The organism is Faecalibacterium sp. Marseille-Q4896, from assembly GCF_017377615.1.
GTDB classification, from domain to species: domain Bacteria; phylum Bacillota; class Clostridia; order Oscillospirales; family Ruminococcaceae; genus Faecalibacterium; species Faecalibacterium taiwanense.
The window spans coordinates 1-16,782 of the sequence record NZ_JAFREG010000001.1 but is presented as its reverse complement, the minus strand read 5'-3'; the positions used below and the strand labels follow the sequence as shown (position 1 = coordinate 16,782).

Sequence of the window (16,782 nt, the reverse complement as noted above, 5' to 3'; positions counted from 1 at the left end):
CACTGAAAACGTTCCCGACAACGTTCCCGAATCTATTACCGAAAGTGAGGTACTCCGACAAAATGCCGAATCTGACCATTAAGGACATTGCCCGGATCAGCGGCTGCTCGGTAAGCACCATTTCTCGTGTCATCAACGACCGGCCTGATGTCCGGCCCGAGACCAAGGAGCATGTACTCAAGGTAATGCGGGAGGCCGGGTTCGTGCCCAACACCAATGCACGGCAGCTGAAGATCCAGCAGTCCCGCAGTCTGGTGTTCGTGGTCAAAGGCACCCGCAATCTCTTCTTCTCGGACTTCTTAGTCCAGCTGCAGCGGGCCGCCACCCTGTATGGCTACAATGGCATCGTTTCCTATTTGGATGAAAACGCCAACGAGATCGATGCCGCCGAAAAGATCCTGCGGGAGATCAAGCCCAAAGGTATGATCTTTCTAGGCGGCAGCGTAGCCAACTTCAAAAAAGGCTTTGCCAACATCACAGTCCCCTCGGTGCTGACCACACTGGTCTCCGACGAGCTGGACTTTCCCAATCTTTCCATGGTGGGCGTGGATGACCGCGCTGCAGCCTACACTGCTGTGGACTACCTCATCCAGCAAGGGCATCGTAAGATCGCAGTGCTGGGTGGTCCGGTCACCAGTTATCCCAGCGTGATGCGCCGCGAGGGTGCACAGCAGGCGATGCAGGATGCGGGCATCCTGTTCAGCGACAAGCTGTACGGCCTGTCCAACTACGATTTTGAGTCTGCCTATCACGCCGTGAACAGCCTGCTGGCCCGCCGGGCCGACTTCACCGCCCTGTTCGCCATGAGCGATGTGATTGCCTTAGGTGCCATCCGCGCGCTGGCGAGCGCCGGGCTGCGGGTGCCGGAGGATGTTTCGGTGATCGGCTTTGACGGCATCACGATGTCCCGTTACTGTGTGCCTGTTCTGACTACCGTTGTGCAGCCCAGTGAACAGATCTCGCTGCAGAGCATTGAGTTGCTGGTGCGGCAGATCGAGCACGGTGCACCGGCCCAGACCATCACCTTGCAGCCGGAGTTGCAGCAGGGCGAAAGCGTAAGGGCGATTTAAATTTTGTTTTCCCTCCGTCAGGGGACGGAGATTTTGAAATAGTTTATTTTTAATAAGAAGGAGAACTTATTATGAAGAAAATGATCACTCGTCGTAACTTCCTGAAGGCCGCTGGCGTTTCCGCCGCTGCTCTGGGTCTGGCTGCCTGCGGCGGCTCCTCCAGCAGCACCGCTTCCTCTGCTGCCGGTTCTACCGCTGCTTCCAGCACCGCTGCAAAGGCAGACGGCAAGGTCTACTACCTGAACTTCAAGCCCGAGCAGGATCAGGATTGGCAGGATCTGGCCGCTGAGTACACCAAGGAGACCGGCGTGCCTGTGACCGTTGTCACCGCCGCTTCCGGCCAGTACGAGACCACCCTGATGAGCGAGATGGAGAAGAGCGAGGCTCCCACCCTGTTCCAGGTGAACGGCCCTGTGGGTCTGGCAAACTGGAAGGATTACTGCTACGATCTGTCCGGCAGCCAGCTGTACGGTGAGCTGACCAGCGATTCCTTCGCACTGAAGGATGGCGACGCTGTTACCAGCATCGCATATGTCATCGAGACCTACGGCATCATCTATAACAAGGAACTGCTGAGCGCCGCCGGCTACACGCAGGACGATATCAAGGGCTTTGCTGATTTGAAGAAGGTCGCTGACGATATTCAGGCACGCAAGGCTGAGCTGGGTGTGGACGGTGCTTTCACCTCCGCTGGCATGGACGGTTCTTCTGACTGGCGCTTCAAGACCCATCTGGCAAACCTGCCCATCTATTACGAGTACAAGGCAGACGGCATCGGCTCCACCGACGCCATCAAGGGCACCTATCTGGACAACTATAAGCAGATTTGGGATCTGTACATCACCGATTCCACCTGCGATCCTACCCTGCTGGCTTCCAAGACCGGCGACGACGCTGTGGCTGAGTTTGTGGGCAAGAAGGCTGTGTTCTACCAGAACGGCACTTGGGCTTACAATGACGTGAAGGATCTGGGCGACGACAACCTGGGTATGCTGCCCATCTACATCGGCGTGGATGGCGAGGAGAATCAGGGCCTGTGCACCGGTTCCGAGAACTTCTGGTGCGTGAACAACAACTCTTCTGATGCCGACATTCAGGCTACTCTGGACTTCCTGTACTGGTGTGTCACCTCTGAGGCCGGCACCAGCGCGATGGCTGACAAGATGGGCTTCGTCATCCCCTTCAAGAAGGCTAAGGACTCCACCAACCCCCTGATCGGCATTGCAAACCAGTATGTGGCCGACGGCAAGACCAGTGTGGACTGGTGCTTCTCCACCATGCCTTCTGAAGAGTGGAAGAACGGCTTGGGCAGCGCTCTGACCGCTTACGCAGCAGGCACCGGCGACTGGGACGGCGTTGTGACCGCCTTCGTTGATGGCTGGGCTAAGGAATACAAGCTGGCAAACGGCTAAGCTCCTGATCGGTCTATAAAAAAGAACTGAACAGGGAGGCGGGCGAAGAAGTTCGCCCCGCCTCCCCTTTTTTGTTAACCACTCCGCATATAGGAGGTACATCATGCAAAAAGCCATCAGCAAATATTGGCCGGTATTCGTGCTGCCCACGCTGCTCGCGTTCATCATCGGCTTTATCTGGCCCTTTATCTGGGGCATTTACCTTTCGTTCCAGCGGTTCACTACTGTTAGCAAGACCACCTTTGTGGGCATCCAGAACTACATCAACGTATTTCAGGATTCCACCTTCCTGCACGCCTTCGGCTTTACCGCAGCGTTCACTGTAGTATCCACCGTGCTCATCAACGTCTGCGCCTTTGCCATTGCGCTGGTGCTCACCCGCGGCATCCGCGGCACCAACATCTTCCGTACCGTCTACTTCATGCCCAACCTGATCGGCGGCATCCTGCTGGGCTACATCTGGCAGATCCTGCTCAACGGTGTGCTGGCCAACCTGCAGAAACCTCTGCTGGCGCTGGATGCCAAGGCCGGTTTCGTCGGTCTGGTCATCCTGATGTGCTGGCAGCAGATCGGCTACATGATGATCATTTACGTTGCCGGCCTGCAGAGCGTGCCCGGCGACCTGATCGAAGCCGCCAAGATTGACGGTGCCAACGACCGCGAGATCCTGTTCAAGATCAAAATTCCCATGGTCATGCCCAGCGTGACCATCTGCACCTTCCTGACCCTGACCAACAGCTTCAAACTGTTCGACCAGAACGTTGCCCTGACCGCAGGCGAACCCGCCAACGCCAGTGAAATGCTGGCCCTGAACATCTACAACACCTTCTATGGCCGTTCCGGTGCCCAGTGGAAGGGCATTGGTCAGGCGAAGGCTGTGGTGTTCTTCCTGATCGTCGTGGTCATTTCTCTGATCCAGCTCCACTTTACCCGTTCCAAGGAGGTGCAGCAGTAATGCCTAAACAGAAAAAAATGTGGGATAACATCCTCACCGTCATCATGACGCTGCTGAGTCTGCTGTGGATCTACCCCATCGTGCTGATCCTGCTGAACAGCTTGAAAATCGAGGGCAGCTTTACCACCTCCACCGTGTTCAAGCTGCCCACCGCCGAGACCTTTGCGGGCCTGAGCAACTACGTTTACGGTGTCACCAAGATGGGCTTCCTTTCCAGCCTTGGCTACAGCCTTGTCATCACCGTTACCAGTGTGGTGCTGATCCTGCTGTGCTGCTCCATGACCGGTTGGTACCTCACCCGCGTGAACAATAAGCTGAGCAAGTTCATGAACCTGCTGATCGTGTTCTCCATGGTCGTGCCCTTCCAGATGGTCATGTTCACCCTGTCCAAGACCGCTGACCAGCTCAATCTGAACACCCCGTGGAACATCTGCATCATCTATCTGGGCTTCGGTGCCGGTCTGGCCGTGTTCATGTTCACCGGCTTCATGAAGAGCGTGCCCATGGAAATTGAGGAAGCGGCCATGATCGACGGCTGCAACCCCATTCAGATCTTCTTCAAGGTCGTATTCCCCATCCTCAAGCCCACCATGATCTCCACCGCCATCCTCGAGACCATGTGGGTGTGGAATGACTACCTGCTGCCCACTCTGGTGCTGGACATCAAGAAATACCGCACCATTCCCATGGCCATCCAGTACTTCCGCGGCGGCTACGGCCGTGTGGAGCTGGCTCCCATGATGGCCTGCATCATCATTGCCATCATCCCCATCATCATCCTGTACATCACCTGCCAGAAGTACATCATCGAGGGCGTGGTTGCAGGTGCCGTGAAGGGCTAAGGAGGTGCGCACACTATGCGTGCAAGCGGCATTCTGATGCCCGTTTTCAGTCTGCCGGGGCCTTTTGGCATCGGTACGCTGGGAAAAGAGGCCTTTGCATTCGTGGATTTTCTGGCCGATGCAAAGCAGACCTACTGGCAGATCCTGCCCATCGGCCCCACCGGCTACGGCGACAGCCCTTATCAGAGCTTTTCCGCCTTTGCCGGTAACCCCTACTTCATTGACTACCGCCTGCTGGCCGACGTCGGTCTGCTGACGGCCGATGAAGTGCCCGCCGCACGGCCTGTAGGCCCCATCGACTACGGCGCACTGTACAACGAGCGGCCTGTGATCCTGAAAAAGGCAGCCGACCGCCTGCTGGCAGCCCCCTCCCCCTCCTATGAAGCCTTCTGCGAGGCGCAGAGCTTCTGGCTGGAGGATTACGCCCTGTTTATGGCTGTCAAGGCCGAACAGGGGCAGGCCGGCCTTGCCGACTGGCCGGATGACCTGCGCTGCCGCAAACCGGAAGCCATTGCTGCCGCAAAACAGCGTCTCGCCGGTGCGGTGGATTACTACAAGGCTGTGCAATTCTTCTTCTACACCCAGTGGAACGCCCTGAAGGCTTACGCCAACGGCAAGGGCGTCCGTCTGGTGGGCGATATTCCCATCTATGTCAGCCCGGATTCCAGCGATCTGTGGACCCACCCGGAGCTGTTCCAGACCGATGGCCAGATGCACCTGACGCAGGTTGCCGGATGCCCGCCGGATGCCTTTGCAGCGGATGGTCAGCTATGGGGCAATCCGCTGTACGATTGGCCTGTTCACAAGGCCACCGGCTTTGCGTGGTGGAAGCAGCGCATGAAGCACGCCACCTCCATTTACGATGTGGTGCGCATCGACCACTTCCGCGGCTTCGAGAGCTATTACTCCATTCCCGCCGGGAACAAAACGGCGGCGGGCGGTCACTGGGAAAAAGGCCCTGACCGCGATTTTATCAACGCCATGCACGAAAACCTTGGCGAGGGCGGCATCATTGCCGAGGATCTTGGCTACCTGACCCCGGAGGTCAAGGCCATGCTTTCTGCCAGCGGCTACCCGGGCATGAAGATCATGCAGTTTGCCTTTGACAGCCGGGAATCCGGCAATTATCTGCCCCACACCTACCACCGCAACAGCGTGGTGTACACCGGCACCCACGACAATGTGACCACCGAAGGCTGGCGTACCAACGCCAGTGCCGAGGATGTGGCCTATGCCTGCCGCTACCTGCGCTGCCAGCCGGAAGAGCTGACCGAGGCCATGATCTGTGCCTGCCTTGCCAGTGTATCGGATACCGCTGTGATCCCTCTGGCGGATTGGCTGCATCTGGGCAGTGAGGCCCGCATCAACACTCCCAGCACCCAAGGCTCCAACTGGCAGTGGCGGCTCGCCTGTCCCCTGCCAGAAGCACTGGCCGGGCACATTGCGCAGCTGACCGTGCTCTACGAACGGGCACAGTAATTCCCCGATCATTTTCTCCTCGTAAAAGCGTCTGCACCCGGAATGTGCAGGCGCTTTTGTTTTTTCTACAGAACATTTTTTCAGGACCAGATTCTGGACATATTGCGCATTTTTGGGCTGATATCCGTGATTTTGCCGCCTTTCTGTAACAGTTTATTCACAAATGTATCATGATTTTGCGCATCTCTGCTCTTGTTATTTGGACACAGTTATGTTACAATTCAGATAGTATTATTGTCTGCCTTTGTGCAGATTCCACTACGGAAAGGAGTTCTTCCACCATGGATCATCCCAATCAGAATACCATGCTTTTACCGGCTTCCTATGCCGTTATCTCCGAAGAGGAAATGACCTATCTGGATGGCGGTCAGTCCATCTACCTTGGCTCAGCCTTTAATCACGATATTTATTTCAACACCGATCAGTTTGCTACATTCTGCCAGAATGCAGCAATCAACCTGTTCGTGCTGATGACCAACTATTCCTTCCGGTACATCGCAGGCCGTGTGCAGTCCGGTCTGTCGAATGGTCTGAGCCTGTCCGGCACCTTCTATCACACCTGGGATAAGATGAACACCTGGAGCCGTATCGCTTCTGTGGGCGTTGCCGGTCTGGCCGGTGTCTATGTCTATTCGCAGGTCATGAACGTCATTCGTACCGTTACAAGCATCTACGATCAGATCGTGAACCCCATGCCGAGCTTTGATGCCGCTCAGGCCGAGGGAACCGCTGCCGCCTGAGTTTGACCCCATTCCCGGAACGATCTTGTCAGAAAGGAGCTTTCTCCATGAAAAACCTTCAGATGCCGCATTCATACATTTCTGTTTCCGAAGAAGAGCTGCGCAGTATTTCCGGCGGCGGGCCGCTGGGCGATGCGCTGGATCTTTTCTTCAGCAATCTGCGTCTGGACGATCTTTTCTTTAGCGGCGGATTGATCTCACTTTCTTTCACCTTTGTGCCCATGCTGCTGTTCAATGTGGTAAAGACAGGCTTCAACTTCGTGGTGAGCGCCTACGATACCATCGCAGACCTGTTCCATTTTTCCCACGAGGAGCGGGACATGGTGCAGTATATCTCGGATCAGCAGCGCCGGGAAGAAGAGAAAGAGCAGGCTCAGTCCGCTCCCGGCCCGAAACCGGTTTTCTGAACTTCCCCAGCAGTATAAAGCATAGCAAAAAACGCATCTGCAAAATCTTGCAGATGCGTTTTTGTTTTCAGATCACTTTCACTGCCCCCTGCTCCCGCAGACGCAGAATGTAGCAGCTGCCCTTGCCGAATATCCGCTCGATCTCGCTGTGATAGCGTTCCAGCAGGCTCTGGGGAACATACGCCTGAATGGTGCCTGCAAAGCCGCCGCCCTGCATCCGCCAGGCTCCCGTGCTGCCCTGCAGGATACTCTGGCTCAGCGCCAGTGCCACCGAAAGCCCCTGATGCCGCACATCGGTGCTGCAGTAGACATTCTGGCATAGCGCAAAGGATGCGCGTCCACTTTCCAGCACCAGCGCTGCAAAGGCAGCAAACTGCCCGGCCTGCAGCGCGTCCCTCTGGGCAAGGGTGCGAGCGTTCTCTTCAAAATAGTGGATGGCGCGCAGCACCGCGCGGTCGCCGCAGGCTTTGCGCAGCGCAGGCAGTGCTGCCCAGAATGCGCTCTCCGTCACCTGTCCCAGCACCTTTTTGCCAAGGAACGCTGCGATCTGCTCCATCTCCTGCCGGATGGCTGCAAACTCACCGGTCAATTCGCTGTGGCTGCCGCGCGTATCGGTAACGCACAGGCTCATGCCCGGCGGCAGCAGGCCGTCGACGTGGATCTTTTCCAGAACCGGCTGCTGGGGATCTGCAAAATCCGCAAAGATAATACCGCCCACTGCGCTGGTCAGCTGATCCAGCAGGCCGCTGGGCTTGCCAAAATAGGTATTCTCCGCATACTGACAGATCTTTGCCAGCTCCGCCGGGGCCAGACCGCAGCCATATTCTCCGTTCCAGATGGCAGCCATGCCCATTTCAAAGGCAGCAGAGCTGGAAAGGCCGCTGCCGCGCAGCACATCACTGGCCGTGTATGCATCAAAGCCGCCCACCGCTTTGCCTGCCGCGCGGAAGCCCTCGGCAATGCCGCGGATCAGGCTGGCCGAGTGGGTGCTCTCCCCTTCCTGCGGCCCCTCCACGGTCAGGTCGATCACATCCAGCTTGTTGAACCCGCGGGATTTGACCCGCACGTAGCCGTCTGTATTGTGCGCAGCCACGGCCACAAGATCCAGCGTGACAGCCGCCGCAAGGCCATAACCGTGCTGGTGGTCGGTGTGGTTGCCGCCCAGCTCTGCGCGGCCCGGTGCCGAATAAACCTGCACCTGCCTGCCCGGCCCAAAGTACAGCTCAAACTGTTCCAGCGCAGCACAGTAGCGTGCCCGCTGCCGACAGATCTCCTGCGCCGCATCGCCATACAGTGCCCGGAGCTTATCGTCCCATTTGCCCGCCGCGATCTCATTTCGGAGCTGCGCACTGTTTGCCATAACGATTCCTCCCTCAATATGCTGCTTTGGGATAGATGGGTATGTTACGTCTATTGTAATGCATCCAACCGCTTTTTTCAATTTCCAACGCCGAAAAAACGCGAATTTTGGCACCCAGTTCAAAGAATAAGATGTACTTTTGTTGAATTTGCGGGCAGATGTGTGGTATACTATACCAAAGATCGGGCACAAAGCTGCCCGCAACGTGACAGAGCGGAGGAAACGCGGCTATGGCAGATGTATATAAGCAATCCTTCAAACAAAATTATACCAATAATATTGAGCTTTCCATCTTCAATTGCGGCATCGAACGCTGTGCTCCGGGCCAAACATGGGGGCCGGGTATCCGCGACCATTACCTGATCCATCTGGTACTTTCCGGCAAGGGCGTATTCGAGGTGGGCGGACGCACCTGGGAAGTGAGCCAGGGTCAGCTGTTTTTTGCCCGGCCAAGCCAGCTGATCCGGTATACTGCCGATGAGCAGCAGCCTTGGGAGTACAGCTGGGTAGGCTTCAACGGTGCGTGTGCCCACAAACTGGCCGCGCAGCTTCCCTTCACCGACGACTCGCCGGTGCATCACACCCACGACCCCGATGGGATGCGTGCCGCTCTGGCCAACATTTATTCCTCCCGCGGGCTGCAGCCGCAGGATGAAGCCGCCATGGTGGGCTACCTTTATCTCTTCATCGCTTCTCTGATGAAGGAGACCAGCGCTGGCAAACCGCACACGGCTTCCTCTTCCAGCCAGTATGTGCTCAACGCCATCAAGTACATCCAGTTCAATTATTCACACGATATTTCCATTGATGATGTGGCAAAAAGCGTAGGTGTCTCCCGCAGTCACCTGTACCGCGTGTTCATGCTGAACGTAGGCAAAAGCCCCATCGATTATCTTACCGAATACCGCATCAACGAAGCCTGCAAGCTGCTGCGCGCAGGCAACCTTTCCATTGCCGAGGTCGCGGTGTCGGTAGGCTTCTTTGACCAGTTCTATTTTTCGCGGGTATTCAAGCGCGCCAAGGGCGTGCCGCCCAGCAAGTATTTCGCGGCGCAGGCTGATGCTCCCGCCGACGGCCCTGACCACCAGTAAAGGAGACCCTTCATGCCCTTACAGAAAAATCAAGTTCTCACCCTGCGCGTAGAGCGTCTTTCCAGCGATGGCAGCGGCGTAGCACACAGCCCCGACGGTGAGACCGTGTTTATTCCCGGTGCCGCCCCCGGCGACGAAGCCCGGGTGCGCATCGTTAAGGACTGCAAGCGCTACGCCTTCGGTATTCTGGACGAGGTGCTCACTCCTTCGCCGGACCGTATCCCGGTGGATTGTGCCGTGGCAGGCCCCTGCGGCGGCTGCAGCCTGCGGCATCTGGACTATGCTGCCGAACTGCGCGCCAAGCAGGAGAATGTTGCAGATGCCTTTGCCCGCATCGGAGGATTGGATGTGCCTGTGCTGCCCATTGTGGGTTCGCCGGAAGTGAACCGCTACCGCAATAAGGTGCAGTTCCCGGTGGGCGTAGACAAAAGCGGTAAGCCCTGTATCGGCTTCTACGCCGGGCGCACCCACCGCATCGTCCCCTGCCCGGACTGCCGCCTGCAGCCCGGTGTGCTGAATGAGATCGGCAACGCATTGTGCGCTTTTTTTGCAGAAAAGGGCATCCAGCCGTACAGCGAGGAGACCGGCAGGGGCCTTGTGCGTCATATCTTTCTGCGGCGCGGCGCTCACAGTGGCCAGATCATGGTCTGCCTTGTCTGCACCCGTGCCAAGCTGCCCTCCGCTGAAGAGCTTTGCACCCGGCTGAAAGCTCAATTTGCAGAGATCACCACGATCCTGCTGAACGTAAATGCTAAAAACACCAACGTGATCCTTGGCACCGAGACCCACACCCTGTATGGGCAGGGGTATATTGAAGACACCCTGTGCGGCGTTCCGGTGCAGCTTGGCCCGCTTTCCTTCTATCAGGTCAATACCCTTGCTGCCGAGCAGCTTTACGGCATTGCCGCCCAGTATGCTCAGCTTACCCCGGACGACCTGCTGCTGGACCTCTACTGCGGCATGGGCACCATTGGTCTTTCCATGGCAGCGCACTGCCGTGAGCTGATCGGTGTGGAGATCGTACCGGAAGCCATTGAAAGTGCCAAGGCTAACGCTGCCCGCATGGGTACAGATGTGGCCGCAAAGAGCCGATTTTTCTGCGCAGATGCCGGTCAGGCCGCCACCCGCCTTGCCGCTGAGGGCCTTCACCCGGACATCGTAATGCTGGACCCTCCCCGCAAGGGCTGCGACGAAGCCACCCTTTCCGCTGTCGTGCGCATGTCTCCCCGCCGGGTGGTCTACGTCAGCTGCAACCCCGCCACCGCCGCAAGAGATGCTGCATGGCTGGAACAAAATGGATATCACGCAGAGAAGGTGCAGCCGGTGGATCTGTTTCCAAGAACACGGCATTGCGAATGTGTGCTGAGCCTTTCCAAGGTGTGAGGTTTGAAAAAATGGCTATTCCAAAATATAATGAACTTTACTCGCTGTTCCTCTTTGCGATTCAGGACGGTGCCCCGCATTCTTCAAAAGATGTAAAGAAAATCATCTCTCAAAAACTCCAGTTAACCGCCTTGCTCTTGAATTGGTAAACATACATAAAAAGCGCCCGTCCCGGTTTTTTTCCGGGACAGGCGCTTTGCATTTTAACCTTGTAATTTATCAGGACAGAATCATGCGGTCATTTGCAAACTCGCCGCCGCTGGCGATCTGGAACTTTGCCAGCAGGTCGGAGACGTGCAGGTTCTTCTTTTCCTCACCGGAAACATCATAGATGATATGGCCTTCGTACATCATGATCAGGCGGTTGCCATACTTAATGGCATCCTTCATGTTGTGGGTGATCATCATGGTGGTGAGATGGTTTTCCTCCACGATTTTGGCCGAGAGGGTCAGCACCTTGAGCGCGGTCTTGGGGTCCAGCGCAGCGGTGTGCTCGTCCAGCAGCAGGAGCTTGGGCTTGTTCATGGTAGCCATCAGCAGGGTCAGTGCCTGACGCTGGCCGCCGGAAAGCAGGCCCACACGGGCCGTCAGGCGGTCTTCCAGACCCAGATCCAGCGTCTTGAGCAGTTCACGGTACTGCTCGCGCTCTGCCTTGGTAATGCCAATGCGCAGGGTGCGGGGCTTGCCGCGGCGTGCAGCCAGGGCAAGGTTCTCTTCGATCTGCATGGTGGCAGCAGTGCCGGTCATGGGGTCCTGAAACACGCGGCCGATGTAAGCGGCACGCTGATGCTCGCTCAGGCGGGTCACATCCACACCGTCAATAATGATCTTGCCTTCGTCCACCGGCCACACACCGGCAACTGCGTTCAGCATGGTGGATTTGCCTGCACCGTTGCCGCCGATCACGGTAACGAAATCGCCCTCGTTCAGCTTCAGGTTCAGGCCGTTCAGGGCAGTTTTCTGGTTGACCGTGCCAGCGTTAAAGGTCTTGGAAACATTCTGGATCTCAAGCATTTTTTGCATCCTCCTTTGCCTTCTTCACCGGCTTCGAGAAGTACTTGCCCTTCCAGTACGGCACGGCAAGGAAAACAGCCACCACAGAAGCGCTCAGCAGCTTGAGCAGGTTGGCATCGAAACCCAGAGTCAGCACCAGCTGGATGACAATGTAGTAGATGATGGCACCCAGAGAGACAGAAACCATCTTGAGTGCAAAGTTGTGGAAGATGCGGCTGAACAGAGCCTCGCCAATGATGACAGCAGCCAGACCAATGACGATCGCGCCACGGCCCATGCCGACATCTGCAAAGCCCTGATACTGGCTCAGCAGAGCGCCAGACAGCGCCACCAGACCGTTGGACACAGCCAGACCCAGCACGATATTGAAGTTGGTGTTGATGCCCTGCGCACGGGACATGGCGGGGTTAGAGCCGGTGGCACGGATGGCACAGCCCAGCTCGGTGCCGAAGAACCAGTACAGAATGCCGATCAGCACCGCTGTGACAATGATGATCATAACGATAGGGTTGTGGAGAGCGAACTCCTTGACCCAGCGCAGGGAGATCAGCAGATTGTACTTGTCCACGTTGATGGCCTGATTGGCCTTGCCCATGATTTTGAGGTTAATGGAATACAGCGAAAGCTGGGTCAGGATGCCGGCAAGGATGGCCGGAATGCCCATAAATGTGTGCAGGACACCGGTGACGAGGCCGGACAGCAGGCCTGCCAGCAGCGCCATGAGCAGGGAGACCCAGACGTTCTGGCCGGACAGCAGGCACATGACGCACACTGCACCGCCGGTGCCAAAGGAGCCGTCCACGGTCAGATCGGCCACATCCAGAATACGGTAGGTCAGGTACACGCCAATGGCCATGATACCCCAGATAAGGCCCTGTGCACAGGCACCCGGCAAAGCGCCCGGCAGGTTTGCCAGTCTTGCAATGATTTCCAAAACAATTCCTCCTAAACGTTACACTTTTTTTCTTCCCGTTTGATACGGGAAAGCGGAGAAGAGCACTTTTTACCCTTCTCCGCTGATTTTCTGTTTGGTTTCCCGGAGTATTTTAGCCCTCGATTTCCTCGTAGCCGTCGGGAACGGTCAGGCCCAGATCGTCGCAGATCGTCTTGTTGTACTTCTTGGTCACATCGGTGTACTCGATGGGCATGGTGGAGATATCAGCCTCGCCGTTCAGGATCTTCACTGCCATCTCACCAGTGGTGTAGCCCAGATCGTAGTAGCTGATGGAAAGGGTAGCCACGCCGCAGCCGGCGCAGATACCCTCTTCGCCAGCGAACACAGGCTTCTTGGCCGGGCGGCAGATGCCGTCCACAATGCCGGTGTTTGCAGCAACAGTGTTATCGGTGGGCACATACAGTGCGTCGTTCTCGTCGGCAGCCTTCTGGCAGACAGAGGACAGGTCGTTGGAATCAGAGAAAGCGTACTGGGTAGCGGTGACACCCTTTTCCTCCAGATACTTCTGGACCTCATCCACCTGATACTGGCTGTTTGCCTCAGCAGAGCAGTACAGCAGGCCAACCTTCTTGGCCTCTGGCATCCACTCCACGATCATCTCAGCCTGCTGATCCAGCGGGGCCAAATCAGAGGTGCCGGAAATGTTGCCGCCCACGGTGCCGTCGAAATCGGTCAGGCCCAGAGCCACACCGTACTCAGTAACAGAGGTGCCCAGCACCGGAATGCTGTCGGTAGCAGACTGTGCAGCCTGCAGAGCGGGCGTAGCATTGGCCATGATCAGATCCACACCAGAGGAAACGAAGCCGTTGGTGATGGTAGCGCAGGTAGCGGAATCGCCCTGTGCATTCTGGAAATCGAAGGTGACGTTCTCGCCGAAGGAAGCAGTCAGAGCATCCTCAAAGCCCTGCGTAGCGGCATCCAGAGCGGCATGCTGCACCAACTGGCAGATGCCGATCGTGAACTTCTGGCCATCGGCTGCAGCAGAAGCAGCAGCGGAGGATGCAGCCGCAGCGGAAGAAGCAGCTGCAGAAGATGCAGAAGAACCGCCGCAGGCAGTCAGGGCAGCAGCTGCGCCGCAGGTAGCGGCAGCAGCCAGAAACGAACGACGAGTGATTTTACGCATAATGTTTATCTCCTCTATCTCTTTGCGTGTGCGGCCTACAGGTACCGCACCGGAAAGCTATGTTTTGTATGCAAGGCTCGTACAGTCTTGCTTTACACTCGTGAAGTATATCACACATTTCACGGTAAAACAACTCACTTTTGCCCTAAAACGGTCTTTATTATCGATTGCATCAAATATATCGATCGATTATTTTGATGCATTATTCCGTTTTTGCTGATATTCCGTCAGTTTTGCAAATTCAGCATCCAGCCAGTGCAGGTTTTTCTCCAGCTGCGGCAAGAACGGTGCGGCATAGTCGTAGCCAAAATACAGCGCCTGCCAGAGCTTGTCCTGCATCCGGCGCACCAGCACCGGGCTGAGCTGCGCACCCAGCTGTTCCACCGTGTCTTCCAGTGTCATGCAGGTCTGCGCCCAGCGCACATCGGTCTGTTCCCGGGCCGGGACATCGTAACGAGCAAGATAGTCCTCCACCCTTGCCTCGATCACCTGCCCGCCGCAGTCGGTTGGCTGCAGAAAATAGCTCACCCGTCCTTTCCTGCTGATCTCCTGCGCCAGCGGGTACAGAGCACACACCAGCGGTTCGGCATCGTGGATGGCGCAGCGGTCTCCCGTAAGGAAGGGGCAGTTGTTCCGGTTCTCCTTCACCGGGGCCAGACGCAGCACCGGCAAATGGCTCACAGTGCCAATGCTGGCCCGGCAATATCCCCGCGCCACGATCTGCGGCGGCAGGCGCAGCCGGGCTGCAATGCGCCACAGGTCAAAGCCTGAAAGTACAATGTCCTCTCTGCCACGGCAGCAGTCGCCGCAGCCATTGCACGCAAAGCTGAAATGTGCATCCCGCGCCAGCAGGGGCATTGCCTCGGTACGGGTAAAATCGATCTGGCCGCACAGGTCGATATGGTGGTCTCGCATCTGTTCTCTCTTCTTTCCTGCATAATAAATAACAGGTCTATTGTACCGCAGGGCCGGTTTTTGTGCAACAAAAAAACTGCTGTACGCTTGACAGCAGCTCATAGTGGCGCAACGCACCCGCACTCAGGCGGTACATCTATGCCATCTCACCGATTTGGAACGGTTCCCGCTCAGCCATACAGCACCGCTTTCTGCTGCCGCTTGAGCCAGTGGTAAGCAATCACGCACACCAGAATGGAAAACAGCGAACCGCAGGCCGAAGCAAGACCCATGGGCAGCAGCGTCTGCGGGAAGAACTTGGATGCGAGGTAGGCACCCGGCACGCGCACCAGCAGAATGGACAGCGTGTTATGCAGGAAGGACAGCCCGGACTTGCCATAGGCGCAGAAATAGCCGCTGAAGCTGAACTGCACGCCTGCAAACAGGCAGTCAAAAATATAACCCCGGATGTAAGATGCACCGGCCAGCACCACAGCCTCGTCCGAGGTGAAGGGCCGCACCACCGACGGTGCAATGAACTGCACTGCTACTGCCACGATCAGTCCAAAGGTCAGGCCAATGCCGATGGCGTAGCGCAGAATGGCATCCACACGGTCGTGCTTGCCGGCGCCGATGTTCTGCGCGCCCAGTGCCGATACAGTGGACAGCATGGAGCTGGGCACCAGGAACAAAAAGCTGATGATCTTTTCCACGATGCCCACGGCGGCGGCATCGGTCAGGCCTCGGTGGTTGGCAATGATGGTGATGATCATAAAAGATACCTGAATAAAGCCGTCCTGCATCATCACCGGTATGCCAATGGAAAGGATCTCGCCAAGTGCACTGCGTTCCAGCTTGAAGTCCGCACCCGAAAGGTGGATGCCGCTCTTACGGCGCAGGATCACGACCAGCGAGATGATCACGCTGACCAGCTGAGAAAGAGTGGTACCCAACGCTGCACCGGCAGGGCCAAGATGCAGCGCGCCCATGAACAGATAATCCAGCGCAATGTTGCTTGCACAGGCCACCGCAATAAAGTACATCGGGCTTCTGGAATCGCCCAGCCCGCGGAAGATTGATGCCATGATATTATACGCCGTGATGCATGGAACGCCGATAAAGCAGATGATCAGGTAGGTACGAGTGCCCGCCACGGCCTGCTCCGGTGTGGAGACAATGCGTACGATCGGGTCCACAAGCCCTACCAGCACAGCTGCCAGTACCACAGATCCTGCCATAAACAGCGTGACTGTGTTGCCAATGAGCCGCGCCGCACGAGGTTTGTTCTCTGCGCCCACGGCCCGGCCAATAGTGACCGTTGCTCCCATGGCAAGGCCCACGATCATCACAGTGATCATATGCATCACCTGACTGCCAATGGACACCGCCGTTGTGCTGGCCACACCTTCAAACTGCCCGATGATGAACAGATCCGCCATGCCGTACAGCGTCTGCAAAAAGTACGAAAACAGATAGGGCAGTGAAAAAAACAAAATGCTTTTCAACACACTGCCTCTGGTCAGATTTTTTTCCATAATGTTTTCTGCCCGGCTTCCCTCTTCTCTGCCGAATGTACAGAGCTTACACTGCCAGACCGGGCAGCTCCTTTCCATTATAGATAGTAAACCCTACAACGACTGAAGAGTCAAGGTTTTATTACAATAAAGCGGCCCGGTCGTGCCAAAAGGTCAGCACAGCCGAGCCACCATGAATTTAGTTAAGGTTTTTGTTTGTTCAATAGATAAGGCACAAACACATCATAAAATTTTTCGCTTCACTCTGCATGAAATTGTGCCCTTCTCTTCCAGTCTGTTTCATCTTCAATGCTCACATCATTTTCAAAGCATACCTGCCTTTCTGTTTTCTCCTAAAACAGTTTCAAGACAAAAGAAAAACGCCTCAGAATTTCTTCTGAAGCGTTTTTTTGTTCAAGTCGGCGACTACCTATTTTCACGCGCCGTTTCCAGCGAACTATCTTCGGCACAAGTGAGCTTAACTTCTGTGTTCGGAATGGGAACAGGTGGAACCTCACCGTCATCGACACCGACCGATCTGAC

The 16,782-nt window shown here is 56.4% G+C and carries 16 protein-coding genes and 1 rRNA gene; 10 read left to right on the top strand and 7 right to left on the bottom strand.

What is annotated here, in order from left to right; all coding sequences use genetic code 11:
• The first annotated feature begins 62 nt into the window (after window positions 1-62).
• The 7 genes from J3348_RS00085 (at window position 63) to J3348_RS00055 (ending at window position 6,905) form a co-directional block, all read left to right on the top strand.
• Window positions 63-1,070: a LacI family DNA-binding transcriptional regulator gene (locus tag J3348_RS00085; RefSeq protein WP_005938985.1), complete on the top strand. Its 1,008-nt coding sequence runs from the start codon at window positions 63-65 to the stop codon at window positions 1,068-1,070.
• Between the two features lie 71 nt (window positions 1,071-1,141).
• Window positions 1,142-2,482 carry an ABC transporter substrate-binding protein gene (locus J3348_RS00080; protein WP_207698010.1) on the top strand — a complete coding sequence of 447 codons (1,341 nt, stop codon included), beginning with the start codon at window positions 1,142-1,144 and terminating at the stop codon, window positions 2,480-2,482.
• A gap of 103 nt (window positions 2,483-2,585) precedes the next feature.
• Complete coding sequence (locus J3348_RS00075) at window positions 2,586-3,437, top strand: sugar ABC transporter permease (protein ID WP_005938991.1); 852 nt, start codon at window positions 2,586-2,588, stop codon at window positions 3,435-3,437.
• Window positions 3,437-4,279 carry a carbohydrate ABC transporter permease gene (locus J3348_RS00070; RefSeq protein ID WP_207698009.1) on the top strand — a complete coding sequence of 281 codons (843 nt, stop codon included), beginning with the start codon at window positions 3,437-3,439 and terminating at the stop codon, window positions 4,277-4,279. The genes J3348_RS00075 and J3348_RS00070 overlap by 1 nt, the downstream gene beginning before the upstream one ends.
• 15 nt (window positions 4,280-4,294) lie before the next feature.
• Window positions 4,295-5,758 (top strand): 4-alpha-glucanotransferase, encoded by a 1,464-nt coding sequence (malQ, locus tag J3348_RS00065; protein ID WP_207698008.1) that lies wholly within the window; start codon window positions 4,295-4,297, stop codon window positions 5,756-5,758.
• 281 nt (window positions 5,759-6,039) lie between these two features.
• Complete coding sequence (locus J3348_RS00060; RefSeq protein WP_097777666.1) at window positions 6,040-6,498, top strand: hypothetical protein; 459 nt, start codon at window positions 6,040-6,042, stop codon at window positions 6,496-6,498.
• A 47-nt stretch (window positions 6,499-6,545) separates the two neighbouring features.
• Window positions 6,546-6,905, top strand: a complete 360-nt coding sequence (locus tag J3348_RS00055) for a hypothetical protein (RefSeq protein ID WP_005939003.1) — start codon at window positions 6,546-6,548, stop codon at window positions 6,903-6,905.
• A 67-nt stretch (window positions 6,906-6,972) separates the two neighbouring features.
• Here J3348_RS00055 and J3348_RS00050 read toward each other — a convergent pair whose 3' ends face one another.
• On the bottom strand, window positions 6,973-8,265 hold the full coding sequence (locus J3348_RS00050; RefSeq protein ID WP_207698007.1) for a galactokinase family protein: 1,293 nt from the start codon (window positions 8,263-8,265) through the stop codon (window positions 6,973-6,975).
• A 230-nt stretch (window positions 8,266-8,495) separates the two neighbouring features.
• Here J3348_RS00050 and J3348_RS00045 point away from each other — a divergent pair, with 230 nt between their 5' ends.
• Genes J3348_RS00045 through J3348_RS00035 form a run of 3 tightly spaced genes read left to right on the top strand, consistent with a single transcriptional unit; the run spans window position 8,496 to window position 10,888 of the window.
• Entirely contained in the window at window positions 8,496-9,356 is an 861-nt protein-coding gene (locus J3348_RS00045; protein WP_005939008.1) for an AraC family transcriptional regulator, read from the top strand.
• Window positions 9,357-9,368: 12 nt separating this feature from the next.
• Window positions 9,369-10,739 (top strand): 23S rRNA (uracil(1939)-C(5))-methyltransferase RlmD, encoded by a 1,371-nt coding sequence (gene rlmD, locus J3348_RS00040; RefSeq protein ID WP_207698006.1) that lies wholly within the window; start codon window positions 9,369-9,371, stop codon window positions 10,737-10,739.
• A gap of 11 nt (window positions 10,740-10,750) precedes the next feature.
• Window positions 10,751-10,888, top strand: coding sequence for a hypothetical protein (locus J3348_RS00035; protein WP_154261047.1), 138 nt, complete (start codon window positions 10,751-10,753; stop codon window positions 10,886-10,888).
• A 70-nt stretch (window positions 10,889-10,958) separates the two neighbouring features.
• Here J3348_RS00035 and J3348_RS00030 read toward each other — a convergent pair whose 3' ends face one another.
• The 6 genes from J3348_RS00030 to rrf all read right to left on the bottom strand — a co-directional run bounded on the left by J3348_RS00030 (window position 10,959) and on the right by rrf (window position 16,773).
• On the bottom strand, window positions 10,959-11,753 hold the full coding sequence (locus tag J3348_RS00030; protein WP_005939014.1) for an ATP-binding cassette domain-containing protein: 795 nt from the start codon (window positions 11,751-11,753) through the stop codon (window positions 10,959-10,961).
• Window positions 11,746-12,687, bottom strand: a complete 942-nt coding sequence (locus tag J3348_RS00025) for an ABC transporter permease (RefSeq protein WP_005939016.1) — start codon at window positions 12,685-12,687, stop codon at window positions 11,746-11,748. Before J3348_RS00025 ends, J3348_RS00030 begins: the two co-directional genes overlap by 8 nt.
• 112 nt (window positions 12,688-12,799) lie before the next feature.
• Complete coding sequence (locus J3348_RS00020) at window positions 12,800-13,831, bottom strand: ABC transporter substrate-binding protein (RefSeq protein WP_207698005.1); 1,032 nt, start codon at window positions 13,829-13,831, stop codon at window positions 12,800-12,802.
• Between the two features lie 189 nt (window positions 13,832-14,020).
• Window positions 14,021-14,746 carry a YkgJ family cysteine cluster protein gene (locus J3348_RS00015; protein ID WP_207698004.1) on the bottom strand — a complete coding sequence of 242 codons (726 nt, stop codon included), beginning with the start codon at window positions 14,744-14,746 and terminating at the stop codon, window positions 14,021-14,023.
• Between the two features lie 170 nt (window positions 14,747-14,916).
• Complete coding sequence (locus tag J3348_RS00010) at window positions 14,917-16,233, bottom strand: MATE family efflux transporter (RefSeq protein WP_347565358.1); 1,317 nt, start codon at window positions 16,231-16,233, stop codon at window positions 14,917-14,919.
• Between the two features lie 423 nt (window positions 16,234-16,656).
• A 5S ribosomal RNA gene (rrf, locus tag J3348_RS00005) occupies window positions 16,657-16,773 on the bottom strand.
• Window positions 16,774-16,782 lie beyond the last annotated feature (9 nt).

What these genes read in the sequence shown, in the direction of transcription:
- J3348_RS00085 (WP_005938985.1), top strand. Translation starts at nt 63, where the DNA reads ATGCCGAATCTGACCATTAAGGACATTGCCCGGATCAGCGGCTGCTCG.
- J3348_RS00080 (WP_207698010.1), top strand. Translation starts at nt 1,142, where the DNA reads ATGAAGAAAATGATCACTCGTCGTAACTTCCTGAAGGCCGCTGGCGTT.
- J3348_RS00075 (WP_005938991.1), top strand. Translation starts at nt 2,586, where the DNA reads ATGCAAAAAGCCATCAGCAAATATTGGCCGGTATTCGTGCTGCCCACG.
- J3348_RS00070 (WP_207698009.1), top strand. Translation starts at nt 3,437, where the DNA reads ATGCCTAAACAGAAAAAAATGTGGGATAACATCCTCACCGTCATCATG.
- malQ (WP_207698008.1), top strand. Translation starts at nt 4,295, where the DNA reads ATGCGTGCAAGCGGCATTCTGATGCCCGTTTTCAGTCTGCCGGGGCCT.
- J3348_RS00060 (WP_097777666.1), top strand. Translation starts at nt 6,040, where the DNA reads ATGGATCATCCCAATCAGAATACCATGCTTTTACCGGCTTCCTATGCC.
- J3348_RS00055 (WP_005939003.1), top strand. Translation starts at nt 6,546, where the DNA reads ATGAAAAACCTTCAGATGCCGCATTCATACATTTCTGTTTCCGAAGAA.
- J3348_RS00050 (WP_207698007.1), bottom strand. Translation starts at nt 8,265, where the DNA reads ATGGCAAACAGTGCGCAGCTCCGAAATGAGATCGCGGCGGGCAAATGG.
- J3348_RS00045 (WP_005939008.1), top strand. Translation starts at nt 8,496, where the DNA reads ATGGCAGATGTATATAAGCAATCCTTCAAACAAAATTATACCAATAAT.
- rlmD (WP_207698006.1), top strand. Translation starts at nt 9,369, where the DNA reads ATGCCCTTACAGAAAAATCAAGTTCTCACCCTGCGCGTAGAGCGTCTT.
- J3348_RS00035 (WP_154261047.1), top strand. Translation starts at nt 10,751, where the DNA reads ATGGCTATTCCAAAATATAATGAACTTTACTCGCTGTTCCTCTTTGCG.
- J3348_RS00030 (WP_005939014.1), bottom strand. Translation starts at nt 11,753, where the DNA reads ATGCTTGAGATCCAGAATGTTTCCAAGACCTTTAACGCTGGCACGGTC.
- J3348_RS00020 (WP_207698005.1), bottom strand. Translation starts at nt 13,831, where the DNA reads ATGCGTAAAATCACTCGTCGTTCGTTTCTGGCTGCTGCCGCTACCTGC.
- J3348_RS00015 (WP_207698004.1), bottom strand. Translation starts at nt 14,746, where the DNA reads ATGCGAGACCACCATATCGACCTGTGCGGCCAGATCGATTTTACCCGT.